We start from the raw sequence: 14,525 nt of genomic DNA, 5'->3' as shown, positions 1-14,525 counted from the left end.
TTTGTTAAACTCTTGCTTCTCTAGCTAAATGGAACTGATTGAATTAATATTAATTCAATGAGTATAAATATTGAAAAGAATATAAGGTTAATAATAATCAAATAAGCAATTTGACTATTAATACAACAATCAAACCAATTTTATTTGTTTTTTACTATTCAGATGGTGACATTAAAATAAAAAATGCTTATACTGCTCGCGCTTAATTGGACTGTTTACCTTTAATTGTTCAGTTAAGTATATACATCTTATGTATATGGCCCCTTAGCTCAGTTGGTTAGAGCGCCCGACTCATAATCGGTAGGTCCAGTGTTCAAATCACTGAGGGGCCACCACTTTTCCTCAATGCCTTCAGTGAAATTACCCACTAACATAAATATTACTTTCTCACATTATAGTTATTTTTTTAAGCTAATTAGCTGCTCTCACTTTATTCTTCTGCTTATTAACTAAGAAGAAAACTCTGCTAAACCTTCTAGAATTGGGCATTTAGCATTATCATCACCATCACACTTATCTGCTAATTCTTGCAGCACTGTTTTCATTTTCTCTAGCGCTAAGATCTTTTCATTAATATCTTGTAAATGATTTTGTGCGAGTTGTTTTACCTGACGACTTTCTCTATCACTGTCTAACCAGAATTTCAGTAGTGATTGAATTTCTGCCATGGAAAACCCTAAGTTTCTCGAACGTCGGATAAAACCCAATTGTTGTAATTGGGTTTGATTATATAATCGATAACCGGCCTCAGTACGGCTGGCTTTTTTTAACACGCCGATGTCTTCATAGTAGCGAATCATTTTAGCCGATATGCCTGTTAAGCTAGCAGCTTTACCTATGGTGACCAGTGTATCCATGTTATTTCTCCTTCATTGACCAACGTTGTAATAGCAAAGCATTACTCACTACAAATAAGCTACTAAATGCCATTGCGGCACCCGCAATAATAGGGTCGAGGTAACCAAAAGCAGCAAGTGGTATTCCTATTGCGTTGAAGATAAAGGCCCAAAAAAGGTTTTGTTTTATTTTACGGTAAGTGAGCCTTGAAATAGTTAGTGCTGTGGCTACTAAGCTTGGTTTACTACGCATTAAAGTAATAGCTGAGGCGCTAACGGCAACATCGGTACCCGACGCCATTGCTATTCCTAAATCAGCTTGTGCAAGGGCAGGAGCATCGTTAATACCATCACCTACCATAGCTACTTGGTAACCTTGCTCTTGATATTGACGAATATATTTAGCTTTATCTGCTGGAAGTACTTCAGCTTTGAAATCGTCCAACTGTAATTTTGTCGCAACCCATGTTGCACTAGCTTGACTGTCGCCAGTAAGAATAGCGACCCTTATGCCTTCTTGTTGCAACGTTTTTACCGCTAATAGCGCATCAGACTTCAGTTCATCATTAAAACAAAACAGGGCAAGTAATTTTATTTCATCTGCTTGCTGGCTAGCCAACCAAGAAACAGAGGCTCCAGGTATTTTTATTTGCTCAGTTGGTAGATTTATTCCCAACTCTTGCATCCAGTGACTACTGCCCATCATTAATGAATTATTGCCAATATTACCTTTTGCTCCATAACCGGCAACAACTTGAAACTCTTCTATTGTTACTGGTTGAATTTCTTGATTTAAAGCTTTGTCTACCACGGCTTTACCTAAAGGGTGTTCACTATTTATTTGTAGGGAATAAGCTAATTGTAATACTTCTGCTTCCGTGCCATTGATAACAGTCACTTCATTTAAAACAGGTTTACCTTGAGTTAAGGTACCTGTTTTATCAAAGACGACGAGGTCGATATTTTTTGCCTGTTCTAGTGCAATGGCATCTTTAACTAATACACCGAATCTGGCAGCAGTTCCTGTGCCTGCCATAATAGCAGCAGGGGTTGCCAAGCCAAGAGCACACGGGCAAGCAATAACTAGAACGGCCACCGCATTGAGAATAGCGCTGGTCCAGTCATCAAATATTATTCCCGTCACCAATAGCGTAGTGATGGCAACCAGTAAAACTACGGGGATGAAAATACTACTGACTTTATCAACGATGGCTTGTACGGGCGCTTTTGCTCCTTGGGCTTGTTCAACGAGTTGAATAATTTTAGATAACGTTGATTCGGTACCAACATTGGTGGTACGAATTTCAAGAATACCGTCTAAGTTCAGAGATCCACCTGTAACAATATCGCCTTCTTTTTTACTAACAGGGACAGATTCACCACTAATTAAGGCTTCATCTAAGTGACTTTTTCCTTGTAGAATTTCTCCATCCACAGGTACTCTTTCACCTGGAATTACTTTTACTGTTTCACCTGACAGTACTGATGACACTGAGACTTTTTGCCATTTACTTAAACGTAGTACTGTTGCCTCAACAGGCTTCAAGTTCTCTAACGATCTTAAGGCATCTGTAGTACGACGTTTTGCCTTGTGTTCTAAATATTTACCTAACAGAACCAAGGTGATGACCGCACTACTACTTTCAAAATATAAGTGAGGCATGCCTTGATCACTATTAAAGGTCCACCATAAGTACAAAGATAATCCATAAGCGGCACTTGTACCGATAGATACTAGAAGATCCATATTACCCATTCTTGCTTTGAGTGCTCCCCAGCCAGCGCGATAAAAACGAGCACCAAAATAGAATTGAACAGGTGTCGCTAGTAGCCATTGCCAAAAAGACGGTAACATCCACTCTTGACCAAATAGCATACCTAACATAGGGAATACCAATGGTAAGGTTAGTAAGCCTGCACCTAATACAGGCCACCAAGCTTTACTATAAAAAGGCTCACTTTTATTGGTTTGGTTTAACTTACTGTCAGTATTTAATGGGATAAAGAGATAACCGGCTTGTGTTACGGCTTGTTCTAATTGCTCGTCGGTTACAAAAGATAGTATGTTTACTTGCGCTTGCTCTGTCGCGAGATTGACTGACGCGCTAACTACGCCGGCTACTTTACCTAAGGCTTGTTCGACTCTAGTAACACAAGAAGCACAAGTCATTTTACCAATTCCAAATTGCTTTAGCGTTAATGGCACTTGATAACCAGCCTCGGTAACTGCCGTCACTAAATCATGATAACTGGCACTGCCTTGAATAATGGCTGTTTCAGTTGCTAGGTTAACGGTAACTTCCGTTACTCCGCTCACCTTGTGTAGCGCCTTTTCAACACGGCCTACACATGATGCACAGGACATACCGTTAATTGTGAGTTGTATTGTCGTATTCATAAGCCTCTCACTTAAATTGTGTATTGAGTTGTAAACTAACACTAGGTTAAACCTTACCATGGTTGTAAGGTCAACTGTTTTTATTTAATTGATATCTCAAAAACTTAACAATGTCATTACAACAATTTTAGCGCTTTGTGAAATAAGCTGTGGCCTTCTATTATCTACTTTCACTCGCTTTGAATTTTTGAGACTATAGTGAGAACTGTATATCTATAAATGGCATTAATAAGTTGAGTAGCACTAAAAAAAATAAAGGTGATAACGAAAAGAAGGGCTTATTCAAAAAAATTAGCACACCACCTCATTATGAATCTTATAGTTGGGGAGCCAAGCATAGTTTAATTGCTAAAGTAGTTTACTGGTGTATATATGTATTCCGCTTTACTTCGCTGTTACAGCTGCTCAAAGCATTACAACGCAATAAGTCTTCTAAAATAAATGATAGTAAAGAGCGAGTAGATATACATGCGCGCGATACCGAGTATTACTTATTAGCGGTATTTTCTTTTTCCGCTATTTTATATTTTTTAAAAAGTATGGCCTGGATTAACCTTGGCATATTCCAACCTATGTTTGCGCTAGAGGGATTGCCCAATCTCATTTTAACTGTTTATCTTTGCTACTTTTTATTTGAATCAATTGTTTGGGTATTCTATTACTTATTGTTTAGAATTTTGATTGAAAAGCATCTTTCTATTTTTAATGAAGCTGAATACTTTATTACCTTGCCCTTAGTACTCGCCACTCAGTTCTTTTTAATCGCTAGCATTATTGATGTTAATGTCAGTGAAGTGATTGCGACAATTTTGAACTTCCCGGCAATAACAAATGATATTTCTGCGAACTTTAAATTAACGCTGTCACTATTAGGCTATATGTATACGGTACTGATCATAGCGAATATTATTAACCTTATACCAGCCATTCCCGTTAGACGCAGACCAAATATTACAATAATAGGGGCGGGGGATGTTGTGCAAAAAAGAATGTTACCAGCCTTAAAAGATCGTGGTTTTTACTCAAACAAACAAATAGCAATAGCAAGCGATACTATTTGTCCGCAGTTTAAACAGGCATTAAATGCTCAAGGCATTCGATATTTTGATGCCTCAGAAGCAGGGGAAGGCGGTAACACAACAAAAAAAATTGTCGACTATATTAAAAAGAGTTCATCTTATGCTGTTATCGCAACACCAACTGCTGAGCACATTACGTATATAGATGCTTTAAGCAAAGAGGGGATTGTTTTTGGTGTTGAAAAACCTATTGTAGGAAGTGAGTTAGAGCTAATGGCGCTAGCCGATAACGTTGATACAATAATGAGTAAAGGTTTCTTGTTTAGTTATTATTGGCTCGAAAAAGCGATAGCTCTTAATTACTTTCTATCGTTAAATCCTAACTATAATCGGTTCGTCAATATTTCAATCGTAAATGTAAATAATGAACCGCTTAATGAAAAAGTTGCACCAAGCACCTTAGCTTATATTCAAGGCTTGTTAGGTGAAGTAAAAAAAATAGACATTACTTTTCTTGAAGACATTGATAAACGTGATTGGGCACTAAAAAAAGAGACCGGTGGTTTTTATTACGAAACATTAGTACATCCGATCACTTTGCTTGCCAACATTCTAAAAACAGACGTTAACTTATCCGAATTAAAATCTGAATGGTATTTATTAGAAGATATACCTGAAATTGTGAAATGTTCAGCCGATGAATTAGGTGCTAGCTTAGTGCGTTTATCAGGTACTAGCTGTAATTGTGAAATCGATATACTGGCGGGAAAATTTACTCATAATAAAAAGCGATGTATGGATATAACGTATGAACATGGCTCAATCAATATGAACCTAGATACACTTGTTTGTACGATAGAGCTGACAGGTGAGAAAAAATACTCGAAAACTAAAATCGAAGTAAAATCTGAGTTTGGTGGTAGTTTCTTAGATACTTCTAAGGGATCACAATTTACTGAATTAAAGAATATAAAATACTCAGTGCAAATGACATTGTTTGATTTATTTATTAGCAATTCTGGGGATTGGGGTCACAAGCGTTTTGATGACTATCCGAATCAAGTTCATGTATTGAAAACAATGGCGTCTTTTTTAAAAGACGATAAAAATTATTTTTATAAACCAACACTAATCAACAAAACAGTAATGGCAAATACTATCGCCAGTTTTAATCATCAAGAGAAGGTATAAGTTATTGCTATCACTGTATCCCGCTATTGAACCTTTTCATCATTATTACTTAAATGTGGCCAATATTGAATTAGGCGATGAAGAGGCAGCTGTTGAGCATCAGCTTTATGTTGAACAATGTGGAAATCCAACAGGTATTCCTGTGCTTTTTTTACACGGTGGCCCAGGCTCGGGTTGTAGAGCATCCCATCGATGTTTCTTTGATCCTAAGCTGTATCATATTATTTTGTTTGATCAACGAGGTTGTGGGCGCTCTCGACCTTATGGCGCTTTAGCACACAATACAACCGCTAACCTTATTCAAGATATAGAAGCGATACGCCAACACCTTAATATTGACCAGTGGTTAATTTTTGGTGGCTCTTGGGGCACGACACTTGGCTTACATTATGCGAAAAACTTTTCGCAATACGTATCTGGTTTAATACTACGTGGTGTTTTTTTGGGGCGCGCTGAAGATATTGGTTGGGTGTATAGCGCAAATGGTGCGGCTAAAATATTTCCTGATGCATGGAGTCATTTGGTGAAAGGTTTACCTTTAGAACAAGTAACAGAGCCTTTGTCAATGATATATCAGCAACTCACCAGTGATAATATTCAGACTTCAAACCGTATTTTTAGCAAATTAGAATACTGGGAAGCAAACCTTATCTATTGGCAAAACGTAGTTGATTTCAAAGAAAATAAAATAGCTGAAGACGACAAAGTCCCTTCAATTATTCAGTTATATTATTCAATAAACAAGTGCTTTATTAGTGATGAACCTTTACTTGAAAATATAAAAAGCATACGACATATACCGACAAAAATTATTCATGGTCGTTATGATATGGTATGTCCTCTGACGCAGGCGTGGCAATTAAAGCAACACTGGCCTGAAGCTGAATTATCAATTATTGAAATGGCCGGTCATGTTGCAAATGAAGCGAAAATCATTGATGCTTTAGTACAGGCAACTGACGATTTTGCAGCAAACAAATAAGGTTGTAAAAAGCACAATGGAAATTACATGTAGAAATATATACATATATAACAGCATAATTAACGGTATTTTCTAGTTTATGATATGTAGCTTTCAAGTGAATTTAACTCATTGTTTTTAAATGTTATTTAAAGGATATGTAAAATTAAACAATCGATTTAAAAGTTACATTATGGAACAACTCATCCGTCATACGGTTTCATTTCCTTCTAAAGTATGATGTTTAATAAATGAAAATTAAATATAGTAAAAGGGTGCTTATGAATGCAATGTAAGCAAGAACATAAATTAATATCATCAACCAGCGAGGAATATATTATGTGGACTAAACCTAACTTTGAAGAAATGCGTTTAGGATTTGAAGTAACGCTTTACATCAGTAATCGTTAATTTGAGCAAGACGAATAAATTAATACAAAAAATTACCTCAGTATACTTTTGCTTAAAACCTGAGGTAATTAGTTATCACTAGTTAATTTCTAACTTCCCCTTTGTCTTGATTTCGAGGCACATATGAAAATTTTAGTTCTAGGCTCTGCTGCTGGCGGCGGGTTTCCTCAATGGAATTGTCACTGCGCAAATTGTAAAGGCTTACGCGATGGCAGCATTAAAGCAACGGCGCGTACACAATCATCTATTGCAGTTAGCCAAAATGGCAAAGACTGGGTATTGATCAATGCATCACCAGATATCCGTGAACAAATAAATCAATCTCCACAACTTTGGCCTGAAGAAGGCAGTCGTGGTACTAACATTCGTGCCGCAATATTAACTGACAGCCAAATAGACCACACCACAGGTTTGTTAACGTTGCGCGAAGGGTTACCGCTTGATGTTTACTGTAGTGATGTTGTTTATGAAGACTTATCAACGGCTTTTCCATTATTTAATTTGCTAGAGCATTGGCACGGTGGACTCAGCTTTAACAAAATTGATACTGAACAACGTGCACCATTTGGTGTTACCGGCGTTGAAGGCATCGAATTCCTTCCCGTTATTATTGAGTCAAATGCTCCACCTTATTCGCGTTATAGAGATAAAGTGGTTGACGGTAATAATATTGGTTTAAAAATTATTGATAAAAGTACCGGTAAATATTTATTCTACTTACCGGGAATTGTTGAAAGTACCGCTGAAGTTGAACGTATACTTTCAGAAGCTAGCTGTGTGCTTATTGATGGTACGCTATGGCTTGATGATGAAATGATTGCGCAAGGTGTTGGCACTAAATTAGGGTCAGAAATGGGACATATGCCAGTCAATGGTGATTATGGTACCGTCGCTTTATTGAATAAATTTACAATAGATCGAAAAATCCTAATACATATCAACAACACAAACCCTATTTTAAATGAAGAATCTCCTCAACATCAGTTTGTTTTAGACAATGGTGTAGAAATTGCCACAGATGGCATGGAAATAACGATTTAATTACACTTAAAGGATCCTTTTTATGCAAGCTTGGACCAGAGAGCAGTTTGAACAAAAACTTAAAGATAAAGGTCAGCTCTATCATATTAACCATCCTTTTCATATTGCGATGCACGAAGGTAAATGTAGTAAAGAAGAAATTCAAGGCTGGGTAGCAAATCGCTTTTATTATCAATTGAATATACCAATTAAAGATGCGGCAATTATGGCTAATTGCCGAGATATGGAAACTAGACGCTTATGGGTGCAACGTATTCTTGATCATGACGGCTGTATTGGTGATGAAGCCCTAGGAGGAATTGAAGCTTGGTTACGTTTAGGTGAAGCTGTTGGCTTAGACCGACAGGATTTATTAGATGAAAAATTTGTATTGCCAGGTGTTCGTTTCGCGGTCGATGCTTATGTGAATTTTGCTCGCAGCGCTAATTGGCAACAAGCTGCTTGTTCATCATTAACCGAAATGTTTGCACCTAAAATACATCAAAGCCGCCTTGATAGTTGGCCTCAAAATTACCCATGGATAAAACCTGACGGTTTACGTTATTTCCAAATGCGTTTATCGCAAGCGCGTCGTGATGTTAGTCATGGTTTACAAATAACCTTAGATTACTTTACTACCCGTGAAGCACAAGAAGAAGCGCTAAATATTCTGCAATTCAAACTGGATATTCTGTGGAGTATGCTAGATTCAATGAGTTTAGCTTATCAACAAGGCAGAGCTCCTTATCAAGACATACTTGGTCAAGAGGCAATTAATAACCCTATTTATCATAAAGGTATATTTAAGTGAGCACATTAACGATTACACCAACCATGACACCGTCCCTTAATAGAATGTTCCGTTTCCAATGGGAAAAAGCACAAGATTGCTTCGTGTTATTATTTCCAGAAGGTATGGTTAAGCTTAACGGTGGTGCTGGCGAAATTATGCAGCTTATTGATGGGCAAAAAAATGTACAGGAAATTACCGATGTATTACATGCTAAATTTCCTGATGCGGGTAATTTAGCTACCGACGTGAATGAGTTTATCACTACCGCAATTGAGAAGAAGTGGCTTTATCATGACTAGCCAAGCAGTAACTGAGGCATTAAAAAAAGACACCAAGACACTTGTTGGGCCTCCGCTTTGGTTACTGGCGGAATTAACCTATGATTGTCCATTGCATTGCCCTTACTGTTCAAATCCAACCCAATTAAGCGAAACTAAAAATGAGTTAACCACAGAGCAGTGGCAGAAAGTATTTAGTGAAGCAAGGGATATGGGAGCAGTACAGCTTGGCTTTTCTGGCGGTGAGCCATTGCTACGCAAAGACTTAGAAGCTTTAGTAAAGCAGGCGAGGGATTTAGGTTTTTACACTAACTTAATTACCTCTGGTATTGGGTTAACTGAAAAGCGCATCGCAAAACTAAAAGAAGCAGGCTTAGATCATATACAAATTAGTTTTCAAGGTGCTGATCCTGAATTAAACGATGCCATTGCCGGTCGTGGTAATGCCTACCAGCAAAAGTTTAATATGGCTAAATCGGTTAAAGCTCAAGGCTATCCTATGGTGCTTAACTTTGTTTTATCGAAACAAAATCTTGATCAAATTGAAGCTATTATGCGTTTAAGTTGTGAGCTAGAAGCTGATTATGTTGAGCTAGCCACTGCACAATATTATGGTTGGGCGTATGAAAACCGTGATCATTTATTACCTTCTCGAGAGCAATTAGTTGAAGCAGAACGTATTGTAAATGAATTCAGAGATCAGCAAGGTGGTAGGGGACCGCACTTTATTTTTGTAACGCCTGACTATTTTGAAACTCGTCCAAAAGCGTGTATGAATGGTTGGGGATCAACCTTTTTAACCGTTACGCCTGACGGATCTGCGCTACCTTGTCATAGTGCAAAAATGTTGCCTCTGACTTTTCCAAATGTCAAAGATAAGTCTATCAACGATATATGGCAACAAGATTTTTCTTTTGATTATTTTCGTGGTGATGATTGGATGCCGCAACCATGTAAAGGGTGTGATGAAAAAGAGAAAGACTTTGGCGGGTGTCGTTGTCAGGCATTCATGATGACTGGTGATATGCATAAAACCGATCCTGTTTGTAGTAAATCGGAAGATCACCATTTAATTCAAGAGGCGATTGCCAGTGCAACTAGCCCATCAAACCCGATCGTTATGCGTGTAAATCAAAAAGCGATGAAGCATGCTGAAAATACACAATTAAATATTACACGTATAAAAATATGATGTTAGAAACGCTATTATCAGAAGATATTTATCGCCACAAAAACGGTTTAAAACATATAAATATTGTAGATAATAGCGGTTTTAGTGCGCTTTTTGTTGTAAATACCCCAATATTTGATAACAGCGGGGTTGCTCATGGCGTAGAGCATTTTGTGTTTCGTGGTAGTAAAGCTTTCCCTAAACCGGAAACTTTATTTCAATTACTCTCGTTAACCGATGTTAAAATCAATGCCTCGACATTAGCTCAAACCACTCATTTTCACTGTCAAAGTCAATGCCGACATACGTTTAAGTTGGCTATAAATTATTTATTAAATGGTTTATTCAATCCCGTGTTTACCGATACTGATTTACAGTATGAAATTCATGATGGCGATGAAAAAGGGGTTATCTATCGAGAGTTATTAGGCGTAGAACAAGCAGAAAAAGGCAATAATAAAAACAGTGCTAAAAAAGACAAAAGCAGTGAGATTAGTTATGGGGGGATAAGTACGTCAATTGGTGAATTATCAATTAACGATTTAACTCATTTTCATCAACGTTTTTATCAAGCAGACAATATTACCTTAGTTACTGCGAACGCCGATGTTAAAGAAATTGCAAATATAGTCGCATCATTACCTAAGCCGTCTAGTGAATTAAACAAGGTAGCAATAGCATTAGAGGAATACAGTACCAATGCACATAATATTGATGCTAATGAGCAAGATAGCACCAAGTATTCTCCTGAGATTAACAAACTTATTACTCTGTATCACTCATGGTTGCAGGATCCTTATTATCAAGAAATTGACGATTACAATGAAGTGGAGAGCTCGAGTAAGCAAGTATTGATCAACAGTGATACTTCACTAACATCAGCGAGTCGCCATTTAATACCGGCACTTGCTATGCTATCTAGTAAGTTAGTAGCACAGAGGGATAAGACTTTTTTAGTTAATAGTGATGAAAAAGAATTCACTCATAAAACTGTGCTACCAAAGCTCTTTTCAAATTTATACCAAGAAGCAAAAATTCAATTAGAGAGTACGGTATTAAATCAGTCATCTGAGCACGTGTATGTAAATGATCAAAATAACGGATTATGGCTAGCAAAGATTAATGCAGAAGGTAAAATACTGGCTAATATTACCAGTTATATTATTAGCGCCTACCCCAAATTTTTAGCGCATCGTTACGAAGGTAATTGCTATGCGACCCAAGCATTAGTGATTAATAACTCTAAATACTTAGCAATATATAGTGCCTTTGATGTAAACCCGGATACATATTTAGACAATATCGCTCAATGTTTACTGAGCCTCAGTCAAGATGATGCTTTTATTAGTATGAGCTTAGCACTTGCTAAAATTAAATATTGTCGGCTTTATCACGTTCAATATGACCAAGTGATGAGCATCACCTCTACTCAAATAGCTACTTATCTAAAAAATCACATCACGTAGTTAAATCTTGTCTTAGCGCATAACGATAAAATTTACCCTGTAGTAGAAATACCTTATTATTCAGCTGAAAAGCCAAATTTATTAAAACTGTAGAGGTAGTTATGTCGGAAAAAGTAATTCAGTTTGAACTGGAAAAGCACAACAAAAATAGTGTTCGTTATAAAGAAGTGCCAGAAAATGGGATGCCACCTGTTTTAGGATCAATCTACGTACAAAAATGGTTTGTGGGTGATAGTAAAAAAATTGAAGTGACCATTAAAACTGTAGATTAATTGTGAGTTGTTCACTTTTAGCAGTTAACTGTTAGTAGTTAAGTAGCAGTTAAGCCTTGTGAATACAAATTCTTAGCTCAATTGTTAAATTATTTTCGTGATTTATTTCATTCAGGAATTTTTCCTATATGAAGTCTCTCTTATGGTGACTAATATAATATCTTTATAATAATAAAGAGAATGAAACAAGATGACTCTCAAACCAACATTAATCAGTACGGCTATACTGTCGTCGTTATTATTAGTACCTTATACGACATATGCAGAAGATACTGCGACTGCTGAAATGGATAAATTGACAGTTACTGGCATTTTACCGGACAGACTTGAAGCTGTTGCAGGTTCATTTGATATTATTGATAAAGAATACCTTGAGTCACGCCGTCCATTATCCATCAATGAACAATTAAGAACCTTGCCAGGCATAATGGTAGTTCCTGATGGCAGCATGAGTTTTGATTTAAATATTGGTATTCGTGGCCAGAATCCTCGTCGAAGTGCGAAAGCGATGGTAATGGAAGATGGCATGCCACTTCAACTTGCGCCTTACACCGACCCTGTTAACCATTATGCGACACCTTCAACATCTGTTGTTCGAGTAGAGGTTGTTAAAGGTGCAGGACAAATTTTATATGGTCCGCAAACATTAGGTGGGGCTGTAAACTTTGTTACTAAAACTGCACCTCGTAATGGTGAAATTGAAGGCTCATTAACCTCTACCTTTGGTAATCAAGCCCTCCGAGGATTACATGCAAATGTTGGCTTTGGTAATGAAACCGGTGGCTTTATGTTGGATTTCTCACAAAGTAAGGGCGACGGTATTTTTGATGATAGCGGGTATGATGTTAAAGATTATCGCTTTAAAGGCGAATTAAAAATTACTGACGATCAAACAGTTGGCTTAAAAATAGTTCATACCAATGATCGTCGTAACCAAACTGAAAACTACCTAACTCAGGATGAATATGCGCGCGATCCTTATTCTCATCCAACGGTAGAGTTAGATCTGTGGGAACAAAGTCGTGATGTTATACAACTAACTCATAAAATTGAGGTTAATGATAAATTTACGATACAGTCTCAAGCTTATTACACTGATACTTTCCGTAATGGTTTACGTGCTAGTAATAGCGGTAGAGAGGTTAATGGTGAGTGGGAATCACGATTACGTAACTGTGATGCTGTGGGGGATATAAATGATGATGGTAATGTAACCGTATCGGATATTGGTGACACCGATATTAATGTTTGTGGTGGTCGTCATGCTCCGCGCCAATATTATACATGGGGAGCAGAAAGCAAAGCCGATTTTGAACATGACTTATTTGGCTTTGAAAATGATGCAATCTTTGGGCTTAGATACCATCAAGAGCAAGCGCATCGTGAGCAGGTGTATGCTGTTAATACCGCGCAACGCTTAGATTATGAATTGGCATTACTTGAAGGCGAAGATCGCGAAGGAACCACGCTTGATGCCTATGCATTATCTTATTTTGCCCAAAACACTACTTATATCGATAACTGGTCAATAACAGCGGGCTTTCGTGTTGAAGATGTACGTACCAGAGACAGTGATGACTTTTCTTCGAATCGTGTTTCAGACAGTTATACTGAGTTTCTTCCAAGCTTTGGCGTCGCTTGGAATGGTATAACGAAGACAACAATTTTTGCGGGTGTTCATCAAGGTATTTCACCATCACGTGCTGATCGAGAGCTTGATGCATCAGGTGCCCGTGCTGTACCTGAAGAAAGTACTTTGTTCGAATTAGGTATGAGAAGTAATTACGTTAAAGGTATTGTTATCTCTGGTGCTTTATTTCATAACGATATTGAAAATACTATCGTGGATAATGGTGCAACATTTGATAATAGCGGTAAAAGTGAACAACAAGGTATTGAACTAGCGACTCGAATTAATTTTGGTGAGATTTATAACTGGAACAATAATGTCTATCTATCCGGTTCATACACTAACTTATGGACTGCAGAATATACCAAAGCCTCAGATCCTGCTAATGATGGTAATCGTATGCAATATGCGCCAGAAAATTTGGCGAACCTTGACTTAGGTTATGAACATGTTAGTGGTGTTGAAGCACGTATTGGAGTACAGCATGTGAGTAGGCAATTTGCTGATGATGAAAATACACGCATTGAATCAGGAAATGGTATTGAGGGTATAATTCCTAGTTATACCATCTGGAATGCCACGGTTAATTACTATATTCCTAATACCGGTGTAACCTTGTTTGCTAGTGTAGAAAATTTGTTTGATAAAGAATATTTGGTGAGCCGAAATGAGGGTAAATTGGCTGGCCGTGAACGTCTATTTTTTGGTGGTATCACCTTCAATTTTTAGACGTAGTACTCTCTTTTGGTTAAAGTGGGGAATATAAGTACGGCAGAACATCGCCGTGCTTATATAACTCACCTAATATCTCATCTAACACCTAACTCGCATACCGCACATAATATATTAATCTATCCATTCATGTATGCTATTAAAGCTTACAATACTCGGAAAATTACTTGAAAGTACAATAGCGACATTTTTAATATATCTATTTTGTTAAGTGTCGAGCTACTTAGAATCTACCCTGATAGAGTTTTATTTTCTCTATTTTCAATCAATGTATTCTGATATTAATGTAAGTAGTTATATTATGTTGATAGTCTATAAGTTGTGTTTATAAGGCTTTTAATTGGTTT

General features: G+C 37.2%; 12 protein-coding genes and 1 tRNA gene. 11 read left to right on the top strand and 2 right to left on the bottom strand.

The genetic code is table 11. From position 1 onward, the window contains the following. Nucleotides 1-258: 258 nt before the first annotated feature. Nucleotides 259-335, top strand: a tRNA-Ile gene (locus tag Q4503_RS04025). Between the two features lie 114 nt (nt 336-449). Here the strand turns inward: Q4503_RS04025 and cueR are convergent. Together cueR and Q4503_RS04015 are read right to left on the bottom strand one after the other, a co-directional pair. Beyond that, entirely contained in the window at nt 450-857 is a 408-nt protein-coding gene (gene cueR / locus Q4503_RS04020; RefSeq protein ID WP_215972235.1) for a Cu(I)-responsive transcriptional regulator, read from the bottom strand. Between the two features lies 1 nt (nt 858). After that, nucleotides 859-3,234, bottom strand: a complete 2,376-nt coding sequence (locus tag Q4503_RS04015; protein WP_303601446.1) for a heavy metal translocating P-type ATPase — start codon at nt 3,232-3,234, stop codon at nt 859-861. A 233-nt stretch (nt 3,235-3,467) separates the two neighbouring features. On the opposite strand from Q4503_RS04015, the gene Q4503_RS04010 reads away from it, so the two are divergent. From Q4503_RS04010 to Q4503_RS03965, 10 genes are all read left to right on the top strand, one after another. Continuing rightward, nucleotides 3,468-5,444 carry a hypothetical protein gene (locus tag Q4503_RS04010; RefSeq protein ID WP_303601445.1) on the top strand — a complete coding sequence of 659 codons (1,977 nt, stop codon included), beginning with the start codon at nt 3,468-3,470 and terminating at the stop codon, nt 5,442-5,444. Nucleotides 5,445-5,448: 4 nt separating this feature from the next. Continuing rightward, complete coding sequence (gene pip / locus Q4503_RS04005) at nt 5,449-6,426, top strand: prolyl aminopeptidase (protein WP_303601444.1); 978 nt, start codon at nt 5,449-5,451, stop codon at nt 6,424-6,426. A 318-nt stretch (nt 6,427-6,744) separates the two neighbouring features. After that, nucleotides 6,745-6,816, top strand: a complete 72-nt coding sequence (gene pqqA / locus Q4503_RS04000) for a pyrroloquinoline quinone precursor peptide PqqA (protein WP_118056096.1) — start codon at nt 6,745-6,747, stop codon at nt 6,814-6,816. Nucleotides 6,817-6,939: 123 nt separating this feature from the next. Further along, nucleotides 6,940-7,857: a pyrroloquinoline quinone biosynthesis protein PqqB gene (gene pqqB / locus Q4503_RS03995; protein ID WP_215972231.1), complete on the top strand. Its 918-nt coding sequence runs from the start codon at nt 6,940-6,942 to the stop codon at nt 7,855-7,857. A gap of 22 nt (nt 7,858-7,879) precedes the next feature. After that, nucleotides 7,880-8,647: a pyrroloquinoline-quinone synthase PqqC gene (gene pqqC, locus Q4503_RS03990; protein WP_215972230.1), complete on the top strand. Its 768-nt coding sequence runs from the start codon at nt 7,880-7,882 to the stop codon at nt 8,645-8,647. Beyond that, nucleotides 8,644-8,928, top strand: a complete 285-nt coding sequence (gene pqqD / locus Q4503_RS03985; RefSeq protein WP_303601443.1) for a pyrroloquinoline quinone biosynthesis peptide chaperone PqqD — start codon at nt 8,644-8,646, stop codon at nt 8,926-8,928. The genes pqqC and pqqD overlap by 4 nt, the downstream gene beginning before the upstream one ends. Continuing rightward, entirely contained in the window at nt 8,921-10,099 is a 1,179-nt protein-coding gene (gene pqqE / locus Q4503_RS03980) for a pyrroloquinoline quinone biosynthesis protein PqqE (RefSeq protein ID WP_303601442.1), read from the top strand. The genes pqqD and pqqE overlap by 8 nt, the downstream gene beginning before the upstream one ends. Then, nucleotides 10,096-11,544 (top strand): insulinase family protein, encoded by a 1,449-nt coding sequence (locus Q4503_RS03975; RefSeq protein WP_303601441.1) that lies wholly within the window; start codon nt 10,096-10,098, stop codon nt 11,542-11,544. The genes pqqE and Q4503_RS03975 overlap by 4 nt, the downstream gene beginning before the upstream one ends. Nucleotides 11,545-11,645: 101 nt before the next feature. Beyond that, nucleotides 11,646-11,816: a hypothetical protein gene (locus Q4503_RS03970; RefSeq protein ID WP_201294525.1), complete on the top strand. Its 171-nt coding sequence runs from the start codon at nt 11,646-11,648 to the stop codon at nt 11,814-11,816. Between the two features lie 190 nt (nt 11,817-12,006). After that, entirely contained in the window at nt 12,007-14,175 is a 2,169-nt protein-coding gene (locus Q4503_RS03965; RefSeq protein WP_215972227.1) for a TonB-dependent receptor, read from the top strand. The last annotated feature ends 350 nt before the right edge of the window (nt 14,176-14,525 follow it).

Origin of the sequence: Colwellia sp. 6_MG-2023, assembly GCF_030547765.1 — a bacterium.
Classification (GTDB): domain Bacteria; phylum Pseudomonadota; class Gammaproteobacteria; order Enterobacterales; family Alteromonadaceae; genus Colwellia.
This window is presented reverse-complemented; position numbering and strand designations above follow the sequence as displayed.

What these genes read in the sequence shown, in the direction of transcription:
- pqqC (WP_215972230.1), top strand. Translation starts at nt 7,880, where the DNA reads ATGCAAGCTTGGACCAGAGAGCAGTTTGAACAAAAACTTAAAGATAAA.
- pqqE (WP_303601442.1), top strand. Translation starts at nt 8,921, where the DNA reads ATGACTAGCCAAGCAGTAACTGAGGCATTAAAAAAAGACACCAAGACA.
- Q4503_RS03975 (WP_303601441.1), top strand. Translation starts at nt 10,096, where the DNA reads ATGATGTTAGAAACGCTATTATCAGAAGATATTTATCGCCACAAAAAC.
- Q4503_RS04015 (WP_303601446.1), bottom strand. Translation starts at nt 3,234, where the DNA reads ATGAATACGACAATACAACTCACAATTAACGGTATGTCCTGTGCATCA.
- cueR (WP_215972235.1), bottom strand. Translation starts at nt 857, where the DNA reads ATGGATACACTGGTCACCATAGGTAAAGCTGCTAGCTTAACAGGCATA.
- Q4503_RS03970 (WP_201294525.1), top strand. Translation starts at nt 11,646, where the DNA reads ATGTCGGAAAAAGTAATTCAGTTTGAACTGGAAAAGCACAACAAAAAT.
- pqqB (WP_215972231.1), top strand. Translation starts at nt 6,940, where the DNA reads ATGAAAATTTTAGTTCTAGGCTCTGCTGCTGGCGGCGGGTTTCCTCAA.
- Q4503_RS03965 (WP_215972227.1), top strand. Translation starts at nt 12,007, where the DNA reads ATGACTCTCAAACCAACATTAATCAGTACGGCTATACTGTCGTCGTTA.